The 16,877-nt window shown below is 60.9% G+C and carries 16 protein-coding genes; 13 read left to right on the top strand and 3 right to left on the bottom strand.

Features of this window, described 5'->3' with window-relative positions; translation table 11 throughout:
- The first annotated feature begins 12 nt into the window (after positions 1–12).
- The 9 genes from KW062_RS22870 to KW062_RS22830 all read left to right on the top strand — a co-directional run bounded on the left by KW062_RS22870 (position 13) and on the right by KW062_RS22830 (position 10,473).
- Positions 13–744 carry a response regulator gene (locus tag KW062_RS22870; protein ID WP_027619860.1) on the top strand — a complete coding sequence of 244 codons (732 nt, stop codon included), beginning with the start codon at positions 13–15 and terminating at the stop codon, positions 742–744.
- Positions 745–775: 31 nt separating this feature from the next.
- Entirely contained in the window at positions 776–2,203 is a 1,428-nt protein-coding gene (locus tag KW062_RS22865; protein ID WP_218187469.1) for an ATP-binding protein, read from the top strand.
- Positions 2,204–2,309: 106 nt separating this feature from the next.
- Positions 2,310–3,533 (top strand): D-mannose isomerase, encoded by a 1,224-nt coding sequence (locus KW062_RS22860; RefSeq protein WP_105753863.1) that lies wholly within the window; start codon positions 2,310–2,312, stop codon positions 3,531–3,533.
- 116 nt (positions 3,534–3,649) lie between these two features.
- A complete protein-coding gene (locus tag KW062_RS22855) occupies positions 3,650–4,942 on the top strand; it encodes an ABC transporter substrate-binding protein (protein ID WP_027619863.1) in 1,293 nt (430 codons plus the stop codon).
- Between the two features lie 148 nt (positions 4,943–5,090).
- Positions 5,091–5,999, top strand: coding sequence for a carbohydrate ABC transporter permease (locus KW062_RS22850; protein ID WP_027619864.1), 909 nt, complete (start codon positions 5,091–5,093; stop codon positions 5,997–5,999).
- Positions 5,992–6,837 carry a carbohydrate ABC transporter permease gene (locus tag KW062_RS22845; protein WP_027619865.1) on the top strand — a complete coding sequence of 282 codons (846 nt, stop codon included), beginning with the start codon at positions 5,992–5,994 and terminating at the stop codon, positions 6,835–6,837. Before KW062_RS22850 ends, KW062_RS22845 begins: the two co-directional genes overlap by 8 nt.
- A 3-nt stretch (positions 6,838–6,840) precedes the next feature.
- On the top strand, positions 6,841–8,001 hold the full coding sequence (locus KW062_RS22840; RefSeq protein WP_027619866.1) for an ABC transporter ATP-binding protein: 1,161 nt from the start codon (positions 6,841–6,843) through the stop codon (positions 7,999–8,001).
- A gap of 151 nt (positions 8,002–8,152) precedes the next feature.
- Positions 8,153–9,499: a carbohydrate porin gene (locus tag KW062_RS22835; RefSeq protein WP_105753862.1), complete on the top strand. Its 1,347-nt coding sequence runs from the start codon at positions 8,153–8,155 to the stop codon at positions 9,497–9,499.
- A gap of 119 nt (positions 9,500–9,618) precedes the next feature.
- Positions 9,619–10,473 (top strand): D-hexose-6-phosphate mutarotase, encoded by an 855-nt coding sequence (locus KW062_RS22830; protein WP_105753861.1) that lies wholly within the window; start codon positions 9,619–9,621, stop codon positions 10,471–10,473.
- A gap of 150 nt (positions 10,474–10,623) precedes the next feature.
- Here KW062_RS22830 and KW062_RS22825 read toward each other — a convergent pair whose 3' ends face one another.
- A complete protein-coding gene (locus KW062_RS22825) occupies positions 10,624–11,484 on the bottom strand; it encodes a MurR/RpiR family transcriptional regulator (protein WP_177327272.1) in 861 nt (286 codons plus the stop codon).
- Positions 11,485–11,711: 227 nt separating this feature from the next.
- Between KW062_RS22825 and zwf the strand changes: the two genes are divergently transcribed.
- From zwf to KW062_RS22810, 3 genes are read left to right on the top strand one after another with little or no spacing between them, the layout of a single operon-like run.
- Positions 11,712–13,181 carry a glucose-6-phosphate dehydrogenase gene (gene zwf, locus KW062_RS22820; protein ID WP_027619870.1) on the top strand — a complete coding sequence of 490 codons (1,470 nt, stop codon included), beginning with the start codon at positions 11,712–11,714 and terminating at the stop codon, positions 13,179–13,181.
- On the top strand, positions 13,168–13,881 hold the full coding sequence (pgl, locus tag KW062_RS22815) for a 6-phosphogluconolactonase (RefSeq protein WP_027619871.1): 714 nt from the start codon (positions 13,168–13,170) through the stop codon (positions 13,879–13,881). The genes zwf and pgl overlap by 14 nt, the downstream gene beginning before the upstream one ends.
- Positions 13,882–13,898: 17 nt before the next feature.
- Positions 13,899–14,564 (top strand): bifunctional 4-hydroxy-2-oxoglutarate aldolase/2-dehydro-3-deoxy-phosphogluconate aldolase, encoded by a 666-nt coding sequence (locus tag KW062_RS22810; RefSeq protein WP_027619872.1) that lies wholly within the window; start codon positions 13,899–13,901, stop codon positions 14,562–14,564.
- Between the two features lie 88 nt (positions 14,565–14,652).
- Here the strand turns inward: KW062_RS22810 and KW062_RS22805 are convergent, their stop codons facing one another.
- Both KW062_RS22805 and KW062_RS22800 read right to left on the bottom strand, forming a co-directional pair.
- Positions 14,653–15,834 carry an aminotransferase class V-fold PLP-dependent enzyme gene (locus KW062_RS22805; RefSeq protein WP_105753860.1) on the bottom strand — a complete coding sequence of 394 codons (1,182 nt, stop codon included), beginning with the start codon at positions 15,832–15,834 and terminating at the stop codon, positions 14,653–14,655.
- Positions 15,835–15,858: 24 nt separating this feature from the next.
- The gene (locus KW062_RS22800) at positions 15,859–16,095 is read right to left on the bottom strand and encodes a DUF3820 family protein (RefSeq protein WP_027619874.1); all 237 of its coding nucleotides are present in this window, start codon (positions 16,093–16,095) and stop codon (positions 15,859–15,861) included.
- A 204-nt stretch (positions 16,096–16,299) separates the two neighbouring features.
- On the opposite strand from KW062_RS22800, the gene KW062_RS22795 reads away from it, so the two are divergent.
- Positions 16,300–16,767, top strand: a complete 468-nt coding sequence (locus tag KW062_RS22795) for a ferritin-like domain-containing protein (RefSeq protein WP_105753859.1) — start codon at positions 16,300–16,302, stop codon at positions 16,765–16,767.
- Positions 16,768–16,877: the final 110 nt, after the last annotated feature.

The raw sequence follows: 16,877 nt of genomic DNA, 5'->3' as shown, positions 1-16,877 counted from the left end.
AGGACGCCGCCCGTGAGCTCAGTCAACAAATCGATTTTGTTGGTCGATGACGACCAGGAAATCCGCGAGTTGCTGGAAACCTACCTGAGCCGCGCCGGCTTCCAGGTGCGTACCACGCCCGATGGCGCCGGCTTTCGCCAGGCACTGAACGAGGCGCCGAGCGATCTGGTGATCCTCGATGTGATGCTGCCTGACGAAGACGGCTTCAGTTTGTGCCGTTGGGTGCGCCAGCATCCACGCCAGGCGCATGTGCCGATCATCATGCTCACCGCCAGCTCCGACGAAGCCGACCGGGTGATTGGCCTGGAACTGGGCGCCGACGATTACCTCGGCAAACCCTTCAGCCCTCGTGAACTGCAGGCGCGAATCAAGGCTCTGTTGCGTCGTGCGCAGTTCGGCCAGGAGCGCTCCGGCGGAGAAGTGCTGGCCTTCGATGAGTGGCGGCTGGACATGGTCAGCCATCGGCTGTTTCACACCGACGGCGAAGAAGTGATTCTTTCCGGCGCCGATTTTGCCCTGCTGAAACTGTTCCTCGATCACCCGCAGCAAATCCTCGACCGCGACACCATCGGCAACGCCACCCGCGGTCGCGAATTGATGCCCCTTGATCGGATCGTCGACATGGCCGTCAGCCGCTTGCGCCAGCGTTTGCGTGACACCGAAAAACCGGCGCGACTGATCCGTACCGTACGCGGCAGCGGCTATCAACTGGCGGCCAATGTGGTTGCCGGCAATGGCCACTGAGGTGCTGCGCCGCCTGTTGCGTCGAGTGCCCGTGCCGCGTTCGCTGCTTGGGCGGATGCTGCTGCTCACTCTGCTGGCGGTGCTGTTTGCCCAAGCGTTGTCGAGCGTGATCTGGGTCTCGCAACTGCGTGCCACGCAACTGGAGGGCCTGGTCACCGCTGCGCGCAGCCTGGCTCACTCGATGACCGCCAGCGTCAGTTACTTTCGCTCATTGCCGGTGGCCTATCGTCCGCTGGTTCTCGACCAGTTGCGCAGCATGGGCGGTACTCGCTTCGTGGTGACCCTCAACGACAAACCGCTGGACATGCAACTGCTGCCGCCGACCCCGCGCAAGCAGGCAGTACTGGCGGCGGTGGATGAAGTGCTGCGCAAATCCCTGGGAGCGGACACTGATATCTCCGTGCAATTCGTCAGTCCGGATGACCTGCGGATTTTCAATGGTGGGCTGAAGCTCGATGAATTGCCGCGCTCCTGGGCGCACTACGCCCTGACCCTGGAACCGGTCAACCCGCCGGTGCTGGTGACCCAGATCAAGCTGGCCCAGGGCGAGTGGCTATACATCGCCTCGCTGCTGCCGGAGCCCTACACCAGCCTCGAAGAGCAGGGCCTGCCGGCGCAACAGGTTTGGTTCATCCTGCTCACCAGCGGCTTCCTGCTGTTGTTCATTGGCGTGTTGGTGCATTGGCAAAGCCGGCCGCTCAAGCGCCTGGCGCGGGCTGCGCGTGACATGTCGCTGGGAGCCGATGTGCGGCCGGTGGCCGAGGGGGGTGGTAGCGAAGTGGTTGAAGTAGGGCGTGCGTTTAACGCCATGCGCGAACGGATCAGCCGCTACCTGACCGAGCGCAGCCAGCTGTTCAGCGCCATTTCCCATGACCTGCGCACCCCCATCACCCGCCTGCGCCTGCGGGTCGAACTGCTGGAAGATGAGCAACTGCAATACAAGTTCGGCCGCGACCTGGATGAGTTGGAACTGTTGGTCAAGGGCGCCCTGCAATGCGTCAAGGACACCGATATCCACGAGAACATCGAACCGGTGGATCTCAATCTGGTGCTCGATTGCCTGGTCGAGCCCTACCTGGCGCCCAACGGCAATGGCCGGGTGACTCAACTGGGGCGTGCGCTGGCGCCTTATCCGGGGAAACCGCTGGCGCTCAAGCGCTGCATCGGCAACCTGATCGACAACGCCCTCAAATATGGGCAGAACGCCCATCTGCATATCGAAGACGACGATGGGGCCTTCATCCTGCACGTCGATGACGAAGGTCCCGGTGTTCCCGAGCAACGCCTGGAGCAAGTGTTCGAGCCGCATTTCCGTTTGGCTGGACAGCAGCAGGGTTATGGCCTGGGGCTCGGTATCGCGCGCAACATCGCCCACAGCCATGGCGGCGAGGTCAGCCTGCAGAACCTGCGCGAAGGCGGGTTGCGGGTGACGTTGCAGTTGCCGCGCTCAGTGGATTGATGCTGATTGTCACCAGCCGGTGACATAACCCACCGCCTTCGTTACCTGCGCGTCCTGACCCCTTGTTTAGACTCCGTTGCAGTCATAACAACAAGAAAGGTACGCCATGAATCCCGTTCCCGCCCATCACCAATGGCTGGCCGATGAGGGCCTGCGCCTGCTGACGTTTGCCAAGGCCTCACGCCTGCCCGCAGGCTTTGGCAGCCTCGATCAGAAGGGCCGGCTCCCTGCCGATGCCACGGCCCAGACCATGAACACCGCACGCATGACCCACAGCTTCGCCCTGGCCCACATCCAGGGTTTGCCGGGATTTGCCCATCTGGTGGATCACGGTATCGACGCGCTCATGGGGCCGCTGCGCGACGCCGATTTCGGTGGCTGGTTCGCCTCGCCCGACGCGGGTGACAGCGACAAGGCCGCCTACTTGCACGCCTTTGTCGCGCTGGCGGCGAGTTCTGCGGTCGTCGCCCGGCGGCCAGGCGCTCAGGCCTTGCTCAGCGAGGCAATTGACATCATCGACAGGTATTTCTGGAGCGAGGAGGAGGGCGCGTTGCGCGAGTCCTTCAACCGCGACTGGAGCGTCGAAGAAGCCTATCGCGGTGCCAACAGCAACATGCACGCCACCGAAGCCTTCCTCGCCTTGGCCGACGTCACTGGCGACAGTCGTTGGCTTGAGCGTGCGCTGCGGATTGTCGAGCGAGTGATTCACCAGCATGGCGCGGCCAATGAGCACCTGGTTATCGAACATTTCGATCGGCACTGGCGACCGCTGCGTGACTACAACCAGGCCAACCCGGCCGACGGTTTTCGCCCGTTCGGCACGACGCCGGGTCATGGTTTCGAGTGGGCGCGGCTGTTGTTGCACCTGGAAGCCGCGCGGGTTCGGGCCGGGCTGGTCACCCCCGACTGGCTACTCAGCGATGCCCGACAGCTATTTGCCAATAACTGCCGGTACGCCTGGCAAGTCGATGGCGCGCCGGGCCTGGTCTACACCCTCGACTGGCAGCAGCGTCCACTGGTGCGCCAGCGCCTGCATTGGGTGCACTGCGAGGCCAGTGCCGCGGCCAGCGCCTTGCTGCAGCGCACCGGGGAAGGCGAATACGCCACCTGGTATCGGCGTTTATGGGACTACAGCGAGCGTCACCTGATCGACCGCGTCGACGGCAGCTGGCACCACGAACTCGATGTGCAGAACCGCCCGAGCAGCCAGATCTGGGGCGGCAAGCCAGACCTGTATCACGCCTGGCAGGCCGTGCTGATCCCACGTTTGCCGTTGGCACCGAGCCTCGCCACGGCATTGGCCCAAGGCTCTGACTCAAGGGTTGTGTAACCATGTTGTGACATTTCCCCGTCGCTTCGTTACCTGCGCCACGGATCAGCCTGTTTAAACTCGTTTGCAGCGCAAGCACCAGACTTGCATGCATAACAACAAGAAAGGTACTTCAGATGAATGCGATTTCTCGCCTCGCCACTGTCATTTCTCTCGCCTCACTGTTCCCCCTCAACGCCCTGGCCGCTGACCCGAAAGGTTCCGTGGAAGTCGTGCATTGGTGGACCTCCGGCGGTGAAAAAGCAGCGGTGGATGTGCTCAAGGCACAGGTCGAAAAAGACGGCTTTACCTGGAAGGACGGCGCTGTTGCCGGTGGTGGCGGTGCAACGGCCATGACCGTGCTCAAGAGCCGTGCGGTAGCCGGTAACCCACCTGGCGTGGCGCAGATCAAAGGCCCGGACATTCAGGAATGGGGTAGCACTGGCCTGCTCAGCACCGACGCCCTGAAAGACGTGGCCAAGGCGGAAAACTGGGATGGCCTGCTGTCGAAAAAGGTCTCCGACACCGTCAAGTTCGAAGGTGACTATGTCGCCGTGCCGGTGAACATTCACCGGGTCAACTGGCTGTGGATCAACCCCGAAGTATTCAAGAAGGCCGGGATCGACAAGGCCCCGACTACCCTCGAAGAATTTTACGCCGCCGCCGACAAGCTCAAGGCCGCCGGCTTTATCCCCCTGGCCCACGGTGGCCAGCCATGGCAGGACAGCACCGTGTTTGAAGACGTGGTGCTGTCGGTGATGGGCGCCGACGGCTACAAGAAAGCCCTGGTCGACCTCGATCAGAAAACCCTCTCCGGCCCGGAGATGGTCAAGTCGTTCACCGAGCTGAAAAAACTCACCGGCTACATGGACCCCAATCGTGCCGGGCGTGACTGGAACATCGCCGCCGCTGACGTGATCAACGGCAAGGCCGGCATGCAGATGATGGGTGACTGGGCGAAGAGTGAGTGGACCGCCGCGCACAAAGTCGCTGGCAAGGACTACCAGTGCGTGCCATTCCCCGGCACTGAAAAAGCCTTCACCTACAACATCGATTCGCTGGCGGTGTTCAAGTTGAAAGCGGATCGCAAAGGCGATATCGCCGCCCAGCAGGACCTGGCCAAGGTCGCCCTGGGCAAGGACTTCCAGAAAGTCTTCAGCATGAACAAGGGTTCGATCCCGGTGCGCACCGACATGCTCAACGAGATGGATGCACTGGGCTTCGACGCTTGCGCCCAGGCCTCGGCCAAGGACTTCCTGGCCGATGACAAGTCCGGCGGCCTGCAGCCAAGCATGGCGCACAACATGGCCACTTCGCTGGCCGTGCAGGGCGCGATCTTTGACGTCGTGACCAACTTCATGAACGACAAGGATGCCGACCCGGCCAAGGCCAGCGCGCAACTGGCGTCGGCGGTCAAAGCGGCCCAGTAATCCCTGACACCGAGCCCCCCCCCCTGTAGGAGCGAGCCTGCTCGCGATAGCCGACTGACATTCAATGTAAATGTCGACTGATACACCGCTATCGCGAGCAGGCTCGCTCCTACAGGTGACTCTTCAATTTTTACCCTGGATTATCCCGATGAGCTCTGTGGCGGTTCTCAGCAAAGCCTCACCGTTCGACGCACTGCAACGCTGGCTGCCGAAACTGGTTTTGGCGCCGAGCATGCTGATCGTTCTGGTTGGCTTCTACGGTTACATCATCTGGACATTCGTCCTGTCCTTCACCAACTCCAGCTTCATGCCGAGCTACAAGTGGGTCGGCCTGCAGCAATACATGCGCCTGATGGACAACGATCGCTGGTGGGTCGCGAGCAAGAACCTCGCGCTCTTTGGCGGCATGTTCATCGGCATCAGCCTGCTGCTCGGCGTATTCCTCGCGGTGCTGCTGGACCAGCGCATTCGCAAGGAAGGCTTCATCCGCACCATCTATCTGTACCCGATGGCGCTGTCGATGATCGTCACCGGTACCGCCTGGAAATGGCTGCTCAATCCCGGCCTGGGCCTGGACAAGATGCTGCGCGACTGGGGCTGGGAAGGCTTTCGCCTGGATTGGCTGGTGGATCAGGATCGCGTGGTCTATTGCCTGGTGATCGCCGCCGTGTGGCAAGCCTCGGGGTTTGTCATGGCGATGTTCCTGGCCGGCCTGCGTGGCGTCGATCAATCGATCATCCGTGCTGCCCAGGTCGACGGTGCGAGCCTGCCGACCATCTACCTGAAGATCGTCCTGCCGAGCCTGCGCCCGGTGTTCTTCAGCGCCTTCATGATCCTCGCGCACATCGCGATCAAGAGCTTCGACCTGGTGGCGGCGATGACCGCCGGTGGCCCAGGCTACTCCTCCGACCTGCCGGCGATGTTCATGTATTCGTTCACCTTCAGCCGTGGCCAGATGGGCATCGGTTCGGCCAGCGCAATGATGATGCTCGGCGCGATCCTGGCGATTCTGGTGCCGTACCTGTACTCCGAATTGCGGGGCAAGCGTCATGAGTAACTCGCTGGCAAAACCAACCCTGAACTTCAGTCGCATTGCCATCTATGCCACGTTGCTGCTGGCGGCGGCGGTGTATCTGGTGCCGCTGGTGGTGATGCTTCTGACCAGCTTCAAGTCGCCGGAAGATATCCGTACCGGCAACCTCCTGAGTTGGCCCACCGTGATCGACGGCATCGGCTGGATCAAGGCATGGGACGTGGTCGGCGGCTACTTCTGGAACTCGGTGAAAATCACCGTGCCAGCGGTGCTGATCTCGACCCTGATCGGCGCCATGAACGGTTACGTACTGTCGATGTGGCGCTTCCGTGGTTCGCAGCTGTTTTTCGGCCTGCTGTTGTTCGGCTGTTTCCTGCCGTTCCAGACCGTGCTGCTGCCAGCCTCGTTCACCATCGGCAAACTCGGCCTGGCCAACACCACCACCGGGCTGGTGCTGGTGCACATCGTCTACGGTCTGGCGTTCACCACGCTGTTCTTCCGCAACTACTACGTGAGCATCCCCGATGCCCTGGTCAAGGCGGCACGCCTGGACGGCGCGGGCTTCTTCACCATCTTCGGCAAGATCCTGCTGCCGATGTCGATTCCGATCGTGATGGTCTGCCTGATCTGGCAATTCACCCAGATCTGGAACGACTTCCTGTTTGGCGTGGTGTTCGCCAGTGGCGATGCGCAACCGATCACCGTGGCCCTGAACAACCTGGTCAACACCAGCACCGGGGCCAAGGAATACAACGTTGATATGGCCGCCGCGATGATCGCCGGGCTGCCGACACTGCTGGTCTACATATTCGCTGGCAAGTATTTCCTGCGTGGGCTCACGGCCGGCGCGGTCAAGGGGTGAAACATGGCAACTCTCGAATTACGTAACGTCAACAAAACCTACGGCGCCGGCTTGCCGGACACCCTGAAAAACATCGAGCTGAAGATCGACGACGGTGAGTTCCTGATCCTGGTCGGCCCGTCCGGGTGCGGCAAATCGACCCTGATGAACTGCATCGCCGGTCTCGAGAACATCAGTGGCGGGGCGATCCTGGTGGACGACGCCGACATCAGCGGCATGAGCCCCAAGGATCGTGACATCGCCATGGTGTTCCAGTCCTATGCGCTGTACCCGACCATGAGCGTGCGCGAGAACATTGCCTTCGGCTTGAAGATCCGCAAGATGCCCGCCGCCGAGATCGATGCGGAAGTGGCGCGGGTGTCCAAGCTGCTGCAGATCGAACACCTGCTCAGCCGCAAGCCGGGCCAGTTGTCCGGTGGCCAACAGCAACGCGTGGCGATGGGCCGGGCACTGGCGCGGCGGCCGAAGATTTATCTGTTCGACGAGCCGCTGTCCAACCTCGACGCCAAGCTGCGGGTCGAGATGCGCACCGAAATGAAGCTGATGCACCAGCGCCTGAAGACCACCACTGTCTACGTAACCCACGACCAGATCGAGGCCATGACCCTTGGTGACAAAGTTGCGGTGATGAAGGACGGCATCATCCAGCAGTTCGGTACGCCGAAACAGATCTACAACGACCCGGCCAACCTGTTCGTGGCGAGCTTCATCGGTTCGCCGCCGATGAACTTCATCCCCCTTCGTCTGCAGCGCAAGGACGGTCGTCTGCTGGCGCTACTGGACAGTGGTCAGGCGCGTTGCGAGCTGCCGCTGGGCATGCAGGACGCCGGCCTGGAAGACCGCGAAGTGATCCTCGGCATGCGTCCGGAGCAGATCGTCCTGGCCAGCGCCGAAGCCAATGGCCTGCCGAGCATCCGTGCCGAAGTCCAGGTCACTGAACCGACCGGTCCGGACACCCTGGTGTTCGTCAACTTGAACGACACCAAAGTCTGCTGCCGCCTTGCGCCAGACGTTGCTCCGCAGGTGGGCGAGACCCTGACCCTGCAGTTCGATCCGGCCAAGGTGCTGCTGTTCGATGCCAAGACGGGGGAGCGATTGGGAGTTGCCGGCGTGTCACAAACCGAAACCCGAGCCGCCAACGTCACCCAATTCAAAGGCCGCTGAAAATCTTCAACAACTGTAGGAGCGAGCCTGCTCGCGATGGTGTGTCAGTCGACATCAATGCAGCTGACACACCTTCGCGAGCAAGCCGCAAGCGGGCGCTCGTTCCTACAAGGGGCTACGCAATCCAATAACAATAAACGAGGAAGTAGGGATGAAATCGAAGAACAACGCCCGTTTGATCTGCCAGGTCACCGCCGCCGCAGCCCTGGTGCTCGCCGGCAATGCGATGGCCGATGACGCCTTCAGCGCCGACTCGAAGTGGATGACCGGCGACTGGGGCGGCGAGCGCACCAAGCTGATCGAGCAAGGCATCGACATCAAGATGGACTATGTCGGTGAAGTCGGTGGCAACCTGCATGGCGGCTACAACGACGACAAGACCGCGCGTTATGCCGACCAGTTCGGCCTGGGCGCGGCGCTGGACCTGGAGAAGCTGTTTGGGTGGGACAACACCCAGGCCAAAATCCAGCTGACCAACCGTAACGGCGAAAACATCTCCAACGACCGTATCGGCGACCCGCGCGCCGGGACCCTCAGTTCGTCTCAGGAAGTCTACGGTCGCGGCCATATGGTCCGCCTGACCCAGTTGTGGATCCAGCATCAGTTCCTCGACAACACCCTGGACGTCAAGGCCGGTTACTTCGGCGAAGGCGAAGACTTCAACACCTTCCCCTGCGAGTTCCAGAACCTGGCGTTCTGCGGCTCCCAGGTGGGTAACTGGGCGACCAACATCTGGTACAACTGGCCGGTCAGCCAGGCGGCCATTCGCGTGAAGTACAACATCACGCCGGAGTTCTATGCGCAGATCGGCGCGTACAACCAGAACCCGTCCCAGCTCGAGCACGGCAACGGCTTCAAACTGAGCGGCAGTGGCACTGCAGGCACGGTGTTGCCGGTGGAGTTGGTCTGGTCGCCGAAGGTCAACAACCTGCCAGGCGAATACCGCGTCGGTTACTACAAGAGCACCGCTGATGCCAACGACGTGCGCGAAGACGACAACGGCCAGGATGCCGCGACCACCGGCGACGGCTACCGCGTACACAACAGCAAGCACGGCTACTGGTTCGTTGCCCAGCAGCAACTCACCAGCCACAACGGCGATGCCTCGCGCGGCTTGAACGTCGCGGCCAACGCGACCTTCCACGACAAGGACACCAACGTCGTGGACAACTACCAGTCGTTGATGTTCGTCTACAAAGGCCCGTTCGATGCGCGTCCAAAGGATGACATTGGCATCGGTTTCGCGCGGATCCACGTCAACGATGATGTGAAGAAAAACGCCGAACTGACCAATGACGCCAACGGTGTCAGCAACTACAACGACCCGTTGTTCGCGCCGCTGCGCAGCACCGAGTACAACTACGAGCTGAACTACGGCATCCACGTCACCAACTGGCTGACCGTGCGCCCCAACCTGCAATACATCACTCATCCAGGTGGTGTGGATGAAGTCGACAACGCGCTGGTCGCTGGTCTGAAAATTCAGTCGGTGTTCTGACGCGGTTGCGATAAGCTCCTCTCAATGTGCGCATTTTTTGCGGACGGCCGTGGCTGTCCGCTTTTTTTTGTGCCGGACATGAGCTCGCAACGACAACAATGAATTCGGGACCTTGGCACATGCCAGAGCATCCGCTGCAACGTTTCTTCAAATCCATGCGCGAGCGCCCGGTGTTCGCCTGGGAGCGCTATCAGAAGCGCGACGTGCTGGTGATCGACCATCCGCTGTGCCAAGCGGTGTTCAGCCGCCAGGGCGCGCAGCTGCTGCATTTTCAGCCGGCGGGGCACAAGCCTTGGCTGTGGTGCGCGGCCAAGTGGCCGCAGGTTGGCGCCATTCGCGGTGGCGTGCCGGTGTGCTGGCCGTGGTACGGCCGTCACCCCAGCGAAAATGCCTGGCCGTCCCATGGCTGGGCGCGGCTGCTCGACTGGAAACTGATCAACAGCCATAGCGACGATGAGGGTGTGCGCCTGCACTGGCAGTTGCAGCTGTGCGACTGGCAGGTGGACCTGCATGCCCATCTGGGCGAGCGCATGGACCTGCGCCTGAGCACCGAGCACCAGGACAGCCTGCCGTGCCAGTTGAGCCATGCTTTGCACGCTTACTGGCGTATTGGTGATGTCGGTGAGGTAGCGCTGTCTGGGCTCGAAGGCGCTCAGGGTTACGACCAGCTCAAGCGCGAAAATTGCCAGCAAGAGGGCGAGTTGCGCGTTGATGGCGGTTGCCAGCGGGTGTTCCAGCATGACGGCGAATTACAGCTCAAGGACCATGCCTGGGATCGGGCGTTGTACATCGATACCGGCGATACGGCTGACACAGTGGTCTGGCATCCCGGCTCACGGCCGCTGCTGGGGGTGAGCTGGAATGAGGTGTCGGAATTCGTCTGTGTCGAAGCGGCGAGTGGCGGCACCGACAGTCTGTGCCTGAAGCCTGGAGAGCGGGCGCATTTGAGTTTGCAGGCGCGGGTGGGGGGGTAGTTCAGGGATTTGTTGGGTGGCTGCCGGCTTCATCGCGGGCAAGCCCGCTCCCACAGGGGATTTGCGTTGAACACAAAATAATGTGGGAGCGAGCCTGTCGAGTCGTCGCACCGTCGCGAAGGGGCCGGACCAGTCAGCCCAAAGCCTGGATTAATTGAACTCATCCCCCACCGGATACCGGCTGGCATTCAGGCTTTCCTTGATCTTGCGCAGGTGCGGCTGGAAGTCGACACCGCGACGCAAGGTCATGCCGGTGGCGAGCACGTCGAGCACGGTCAACTGAATGATCCGCGAGGTCATCGGCATGTAGATGTCGGTGTCTTCCGGCAGCGGGATGTTCAGGCTCAGGGTACTGGCCTTGGCCAGTGGCGAGTTCTCGGCGGTCAGGCCGAGCACCGAGGCGCCGTTCTCCCGGGCGATCCGCGCCACTTCCACCAGTTCGCGAGTACGGCCGGTGTAGGAAATGATCACGAACAACTCCCCGGTATGGGCCACCGAGGCAATCATTCGTTGCATCAGCACGTCGGCATGGGCCGTGACGGCCAAGTTGAAACGGAAGAACTTGTGCTGGGCATCCAAAGCCACCGGGGCTGAGGCGCCGAGGCCGAAGAAGTGGATCTGCCGGGCCTGGATCAACAAGTCCACGGCACGGCTGATCAGGTTCGGGTCCAGGGCCTGGCAGGCGCTGTCCAGGGATGCAATGGCGCTGCCAAAGATTTTCTGGGTGTAGGCCTGCGGATTGTCATCGGCCTCCACCGCGCGACTGACGTAGGCGGCACCGCTGGCCAGACTCTGGGCCAGTTGCAGTTTGAGTTCCGGGTAGCCGCTGACACCGAACGAGCGGCAGAAACGGTTGACCGTCGGTTCGCTGACCGATGCGGCCTGGGCGAGGGCGGCGATACTGAAGCGGGTGGCCTGCTGTGGGTTGAGCAGGATCACTTCGGCGACCTTGCGTTCGGCCTTGTTCAGGTCCTCAAGGCGATTCTGGATCTGTTCCAGTAAATTTCGCACGCGGTCCATATAAATTTCCTTGGTTCAGCGTTGCAAATAGGGGCTTGGCTAGGCCAATTGAGACTTTGAGTGGTCCCATAACGGTGGCCTATCCTACTGATGGCCCCGACTGACCACCACTCGGAATCTGTATTTTGGAAAAATGTTGTGGTTATTACTACATTTTTCCTTGAGCGATGCCTTGAAAAAAGGTATTTGTAGCTTAACTTGATAAAAGAACAAACATCATGCCCTCGATTACGGTTGAACCGTGCACTTTTTCCCTGTTCGGCGCCCTTGGCGATCTGGCGTTGCGCAAGCTGTTTCCTGCCTTGTACCAACTGGATGGCGCCGATCTGCTGCATGAAGACACGCGTATTATCGCACTGGCCCGTGAGCCGGGCAGCGCCGAGGATCATCTGGCGTTCATCGCCCGTGAACTGCGGCGCTTTGTCGAACCCAAGGATATCGATGAGGGGGTGGTCGAGCGGTTTCTGGCGCGCCTGACGTACCTGCACGTCGACTTCCTCAAGGCTGACGATTACCTGGCCCTGGCTGAACTGGCCGGGACCACGCAGCGCATGATTGCCTACTTCGCCACACCGGCAGCGGTGTACGGCGCGATCTGCGAGAACCTCGCGCAGGTTGGCCTGGCCGAGAACACTCGGGTGGTGCTGGAAAAGCCCATTGGTTCGGACCTGGAATCCTCGCGCAAGGTCAACGACGCCGTGGCGCGTTTCTTCCCGGAGAACCGCACCTATCGCATCGACCACTACCTGGGCAAGGAGACGGTGCAGAACCTGATCGCCCTGCGTTTCGCCAACAGCCTGTTCGAGACCCAGTGGAACCAGAATTACATTTCCCATGTGGAAATTACTGTCGCCGAAAAAGTCGGGATCGAAGGGCGCTGGGGCTATTTCGACAAGGCCGGGCAGCTTCGCGACATGATCCAGAACCACCTGTTGCAGCTGCTCTGCCTGATCGCCATGGACCCGCCTGCGGACCTCTCGGCTGACAGCATCCGCGACGAAAAGGTCAAGGTGCTCAAGGCCCTGGCGCCGATCAGTCCGGAAGGCCTGACCACCCAAGTGGTACGCGGCCAGTACATCGCCGGCTACAGCGCTGGCAAGCCGGTCCCGGGTTATCTGGAAGAAGAAAACTCCAACACCCAGAGTGACACCGAAACTTTCGTCGCCCTGCGCGCCGACATCCGCAACTGGCGCTGGGCTGGCGTGCCGTTTTACCTGCGTACCGGCAAACGCATGCCGGACAAGCTGTCGCAGATCGTCATCCATTTCAAGGAACCGTCGCACTACATCTTTGCCCCCGAGCAGCGCTTGCAGATCAGCAACAAACTGATCATCCGCCTGCAGCCGGACGAAGGTATTTCCTTGCGCGTGATGACCAAGGAGCAGGGCCTGGACAAGGGCATGCAACTGCGCAGCGGACCGCTGCAACTGAATTTCTCCGACACCTATCGCAGCGCACGGATTCCCGATGCCTATGAGCGGCTGTTGCTGGAAGTGATGCACGGCAATCAGAACCTGTTTGTCCGTAAAGATGAAATCGAAGCCGCGTGGAAGTGGTGCGACCAGTTGATCGCCGGCTGGAAAAAATCCGGTGATGCGCCCAAGCCGTACGCAGCCGGGTCCTGGGGGCCGATGAGCTCCATTGCACTGATCACGCGGGATGGGAGGTCGTGGTATGGCGATATCTGAATTGCAGCTGCCGCAAGGCGTCAGCGCACATGCGTACAAAAGCCCGGTGCTGTTGGCTGAAGGACTGGCCCTGGCCGTTGCCAAACAACTGAGCGACGCGATCGATACCCAGGGCAGTGCGACCCTGGTGGTGTCCGGCGGACGCAGCCCGGTGGCGTTTTTCCAGCATCTGGCCAAGCAGAAGCTGGAGTGGTCGAAGGTGGTGGTCAGCCTGGCTGACGAACGCTGGGTCCCGGTCGAGCACGCCGACAGCAACGCCGGCCTGCTCAAGCGCTACCTGTTGCAGGGGCCTGCGGCCAGTGCGCAGTTCCTCAGCCTGTACAGCGCCAGCGCCAACCTCGAACAGGCCGCTGAACAGGCTGACCGCCTGCTGGCGGAACTGCCGAGGATTGATGTGCTGATTCTCGGCATGGGCGACGACGGCCATACCGCGTCGCTATTCCCCAACAGCCCGAACCTCGCGCAAGCCTTGCAGGCCGATGGCAGCCGCCGTTGCTGGCCGATGCTGGCGCCAACCGTACCGCATCAGCGCCTGACCATGAGTCGCGCGTTGCTGGCTTCGGCACGGTACACCGCATTGTCGATTTCCGGTCAGTCCAAGCTGACCACCCTGAAGGCTGCACTGTCCGGTGACGATGTCGCCGCCATGCCGATTCGTGCATTTCTGCAACCCACGTTAGAGATTTACTGGTGCCCATGAGCCAAGGATCAGCCGCTATGAAAAACCCATCCCCGACCGTTTCCATGGCGGACAAAGTTGCCCTGATTGACAGCCTTTGCGCCAAGGCGCGGATTCTGCCGGTGATTACCATTGCCCGCGAGCAGGACGTTCTGCCGCTGGCGGATGCCCTGGCTGCCGGTGGCCTGACGGCGCTGGAAGTGACCCTGCGTTCGGAGCACGGCCTCAAGGCGATCCAGATCCTGCGCGAGCAGCGCCCGGAGTTGATGACCGGTGCCGGTACGGTGCTTGATCGCACCACCCTGGCAGCCGCCGAAGCTGCCGGTTCGCAATTTATCGTGACGCCGGGTATCACCCGTGAGCTGCTGGAGGCCAGCGTTGCCAGCCCGATCCCACTGTTGCCAGGTATCAGCAACGCTTCCGGGATCATGGAGGGTTATGCCTTGGGCTATCGCCGCTTCAAGTTGTTCCCGGCCGAAGTCAGTGGCGGCGTGGCGGCGATCAAGGCGCTGGGCGGCCCGTTCGGCGAAGTGAAATTCTGCCCGACTGGCGGCGTCGGCCCGGCCAACATCAAGAGCTATATGGCGTTGAAAAACGTGATGTGCGTCGGTGGTAGCTGGATGCTCGATCCGGAGTGGATCAAGAACGGCGACTGGGCGCGTATCCAGGAGTGCACCGCCGAGGCGCTGGCACTGCTCGACTGATTGCTTCACCAGACACTTCGTTGTGTGTTCTACGGCTTTTCGGCGCACTTGGTCGGTGCGCCTTTTTTTTGCCTGAAGAAAAGTCCGCTCAGCTCAGTTCGATCAACGCCTGTGCCACGCGCTGCATGTCCTGTGCAGTGCTGGTCAGCCCCGGAGTAATCCGAATGCACGGACCACAGGCCGCGCCACTGCGGGTCACGGTGAACAGGTTGTAGTCGCTGAGCAGGCGATCGACCATGGTCTGCTGATTGGCATGCCGGGTGAAGCGCATGGAGGTGATTGCGCAGTACAGGCGCGGATCGTCCGGGGTCGTGACCTCAATACCTGGCACATTGCGCACGGCGCTGACCCAAAGGTTGCGCAAGTAGTTGAGACGCGCGCCCTTGGCTGCCGCTCCGCCCATTGCCCAATGTTCTTCCAGCACCAGCGGCAAGGTCAGCAGGGCCGGGATGTTCTGGGTGCTGTAGGGCGTGCGCGAGCGGATGTCGGTGACCGGGAAGTGGAGCTCGCCCATGTCCGGATCAATCTCGGCCAGGCGTTCGGGGGCAATGTAGATAAAGCCCAGGGTCAGCGGCGCGCCGATCCATTTGTGCAGGTTACAGCCGGCAAACACAATGCCCAGGTCTTGCAGGTTGAATTCGATCTGCCCCAAGGCGTGGGCGCCATCCAGGATCACCTCGACCCCGTACTCGCGAGCCAGCGCGGCAATTGCCTGGACCGGCATCACCAAACCGGTGCGGTGGGTGACGTGAGTCAGCGCCATCAGTTTGAGACGCGGATGCTGTTCGAAGGCGGCGCGATAACTCGCCAGCAGGCTGTCGAAGCTGGCGGGATGGTCGTGCTGGATTTCGATCACTTCGACGCCACGGTGCTGGCCCAACCAGCGCATGGCGCCCTTGACCGTGTCGTAGTCCAGATCACACAGCAGCACCTGATCGCCCGGCTGCAGGCCGTTGTAGTTGCGAATCAGCGATTGCAGGCCGTCCGACGCACAGCGAGTGAAGGCGACAGCCTCGGCCGGCACCTTCAGCAGATCGGCCAATTGCTCGCGGATCCTGACGCTGTCGATCTGCTCGAAGCGCTGGCGCACGTACACCGAGTTGCTGCGGTTGATCAACTCGATGTTGCGTTGGTATTCGTCGATGACCGTGCGCGACATGCGCCCGAAGTAACCGTTTTCCAGATTGATCGGGCCGGGCTGGACATCGTAGCGGTCAGCAAAGGTTTGCCAGAAAGCTTCATCACGGGCACGTAGGGTGTTGTCGGGCATGGGTGATTCGCTCTTGGGCATCGTTCAGTGGCGGGGCTTGGGCTTGCCGTGTTTGGCCCGTAGCGGGTCCAGCAAGTCGGACAAGCCGTTGTGGTCGATTTCCTGCATCAGTGCCAGTAAACCGCCCAGCTCACCGTGAGGAAAACCCTCGCGGGCGAACCAGTTCAGGTAGGGGCCGGGCAGGTCGGCGATGATCCGGCCCTTGTATTTGCCAAAGGGCATTTCGCGGGTGACCAGCAGTTCGAGCTTCTCGGGATTCATCGAGGGGTCTTCTTCAATCTGACCCTATGGAAAATACAGGCATTCTGCATGCAGGCCAATTGACAGATCATGCAAATAACGAGGATACAGTTTTCGCAATCAAATATAACTGTTTGAAATTAAAGGAAAAATAGACGATTAGAAAGCTGGCACACGAGCTGCAATGTTCTCTCCACGTTCCCACAACCTGGAAGGAATTAAAAAATGACCGACATGAATAAAGAAGCCATCTCCGTCCTCAACGACCTGATCGAAACCAGCAAGGACGGCCAGGAAGGGTTCAAGACCTGTGCTGAAGATATCAAGCATCCAGAACTCAAGGCGCTGTTCGTCAAGCGCTCGGCCGACTGTGCCACCGCCGCTGCTGAACTGCAAAGCGCCGTGCGCCAACTGGGCGGTGATCCGGAAACCTCCACCAGCGTCAGCGGTGATCTGCACCGCCGCTGGGTCGACCTCAAGTCGATGATCACTGGCAAAGACGAAGAGGCGGTGCTCAACGAAGCCGAGCGTGGTGAAGACCATGCGCTGAAGGCCTATCGTGAAGCCATCGAGAAAATCAACAAACATAATCTGATGGGCATTCGTGATCTGGTTGAGCGCCAGTACCACGGTGTGCAACGCAATCACGACCAGGTCAAAGCCTTGCGCAATCAGGCGCGTGCCCGCTCGTAAGGGTCAAAAGCCTGTCAAAAACGCCAGCTTGCCTGGCGTTTTTTTGTGCATTGGAATTAGCGCTGGACGAATATAGATAGCTAGCTAATAATTTGCTCGTCGTCGTTCGT

This window comes from Pseudomonas fluorescens, from assembly GCF_019212185.1.
Taxonomy (GTDB): Bacteria; Pseudomonadota; Gammaproteobacteria; order Pseudomonadales; family Pseudomonadaceae; genus Aquipseudomonas.
This window is presented reverse-complemented; position numbering and strand designations above follow the sequence as displayed.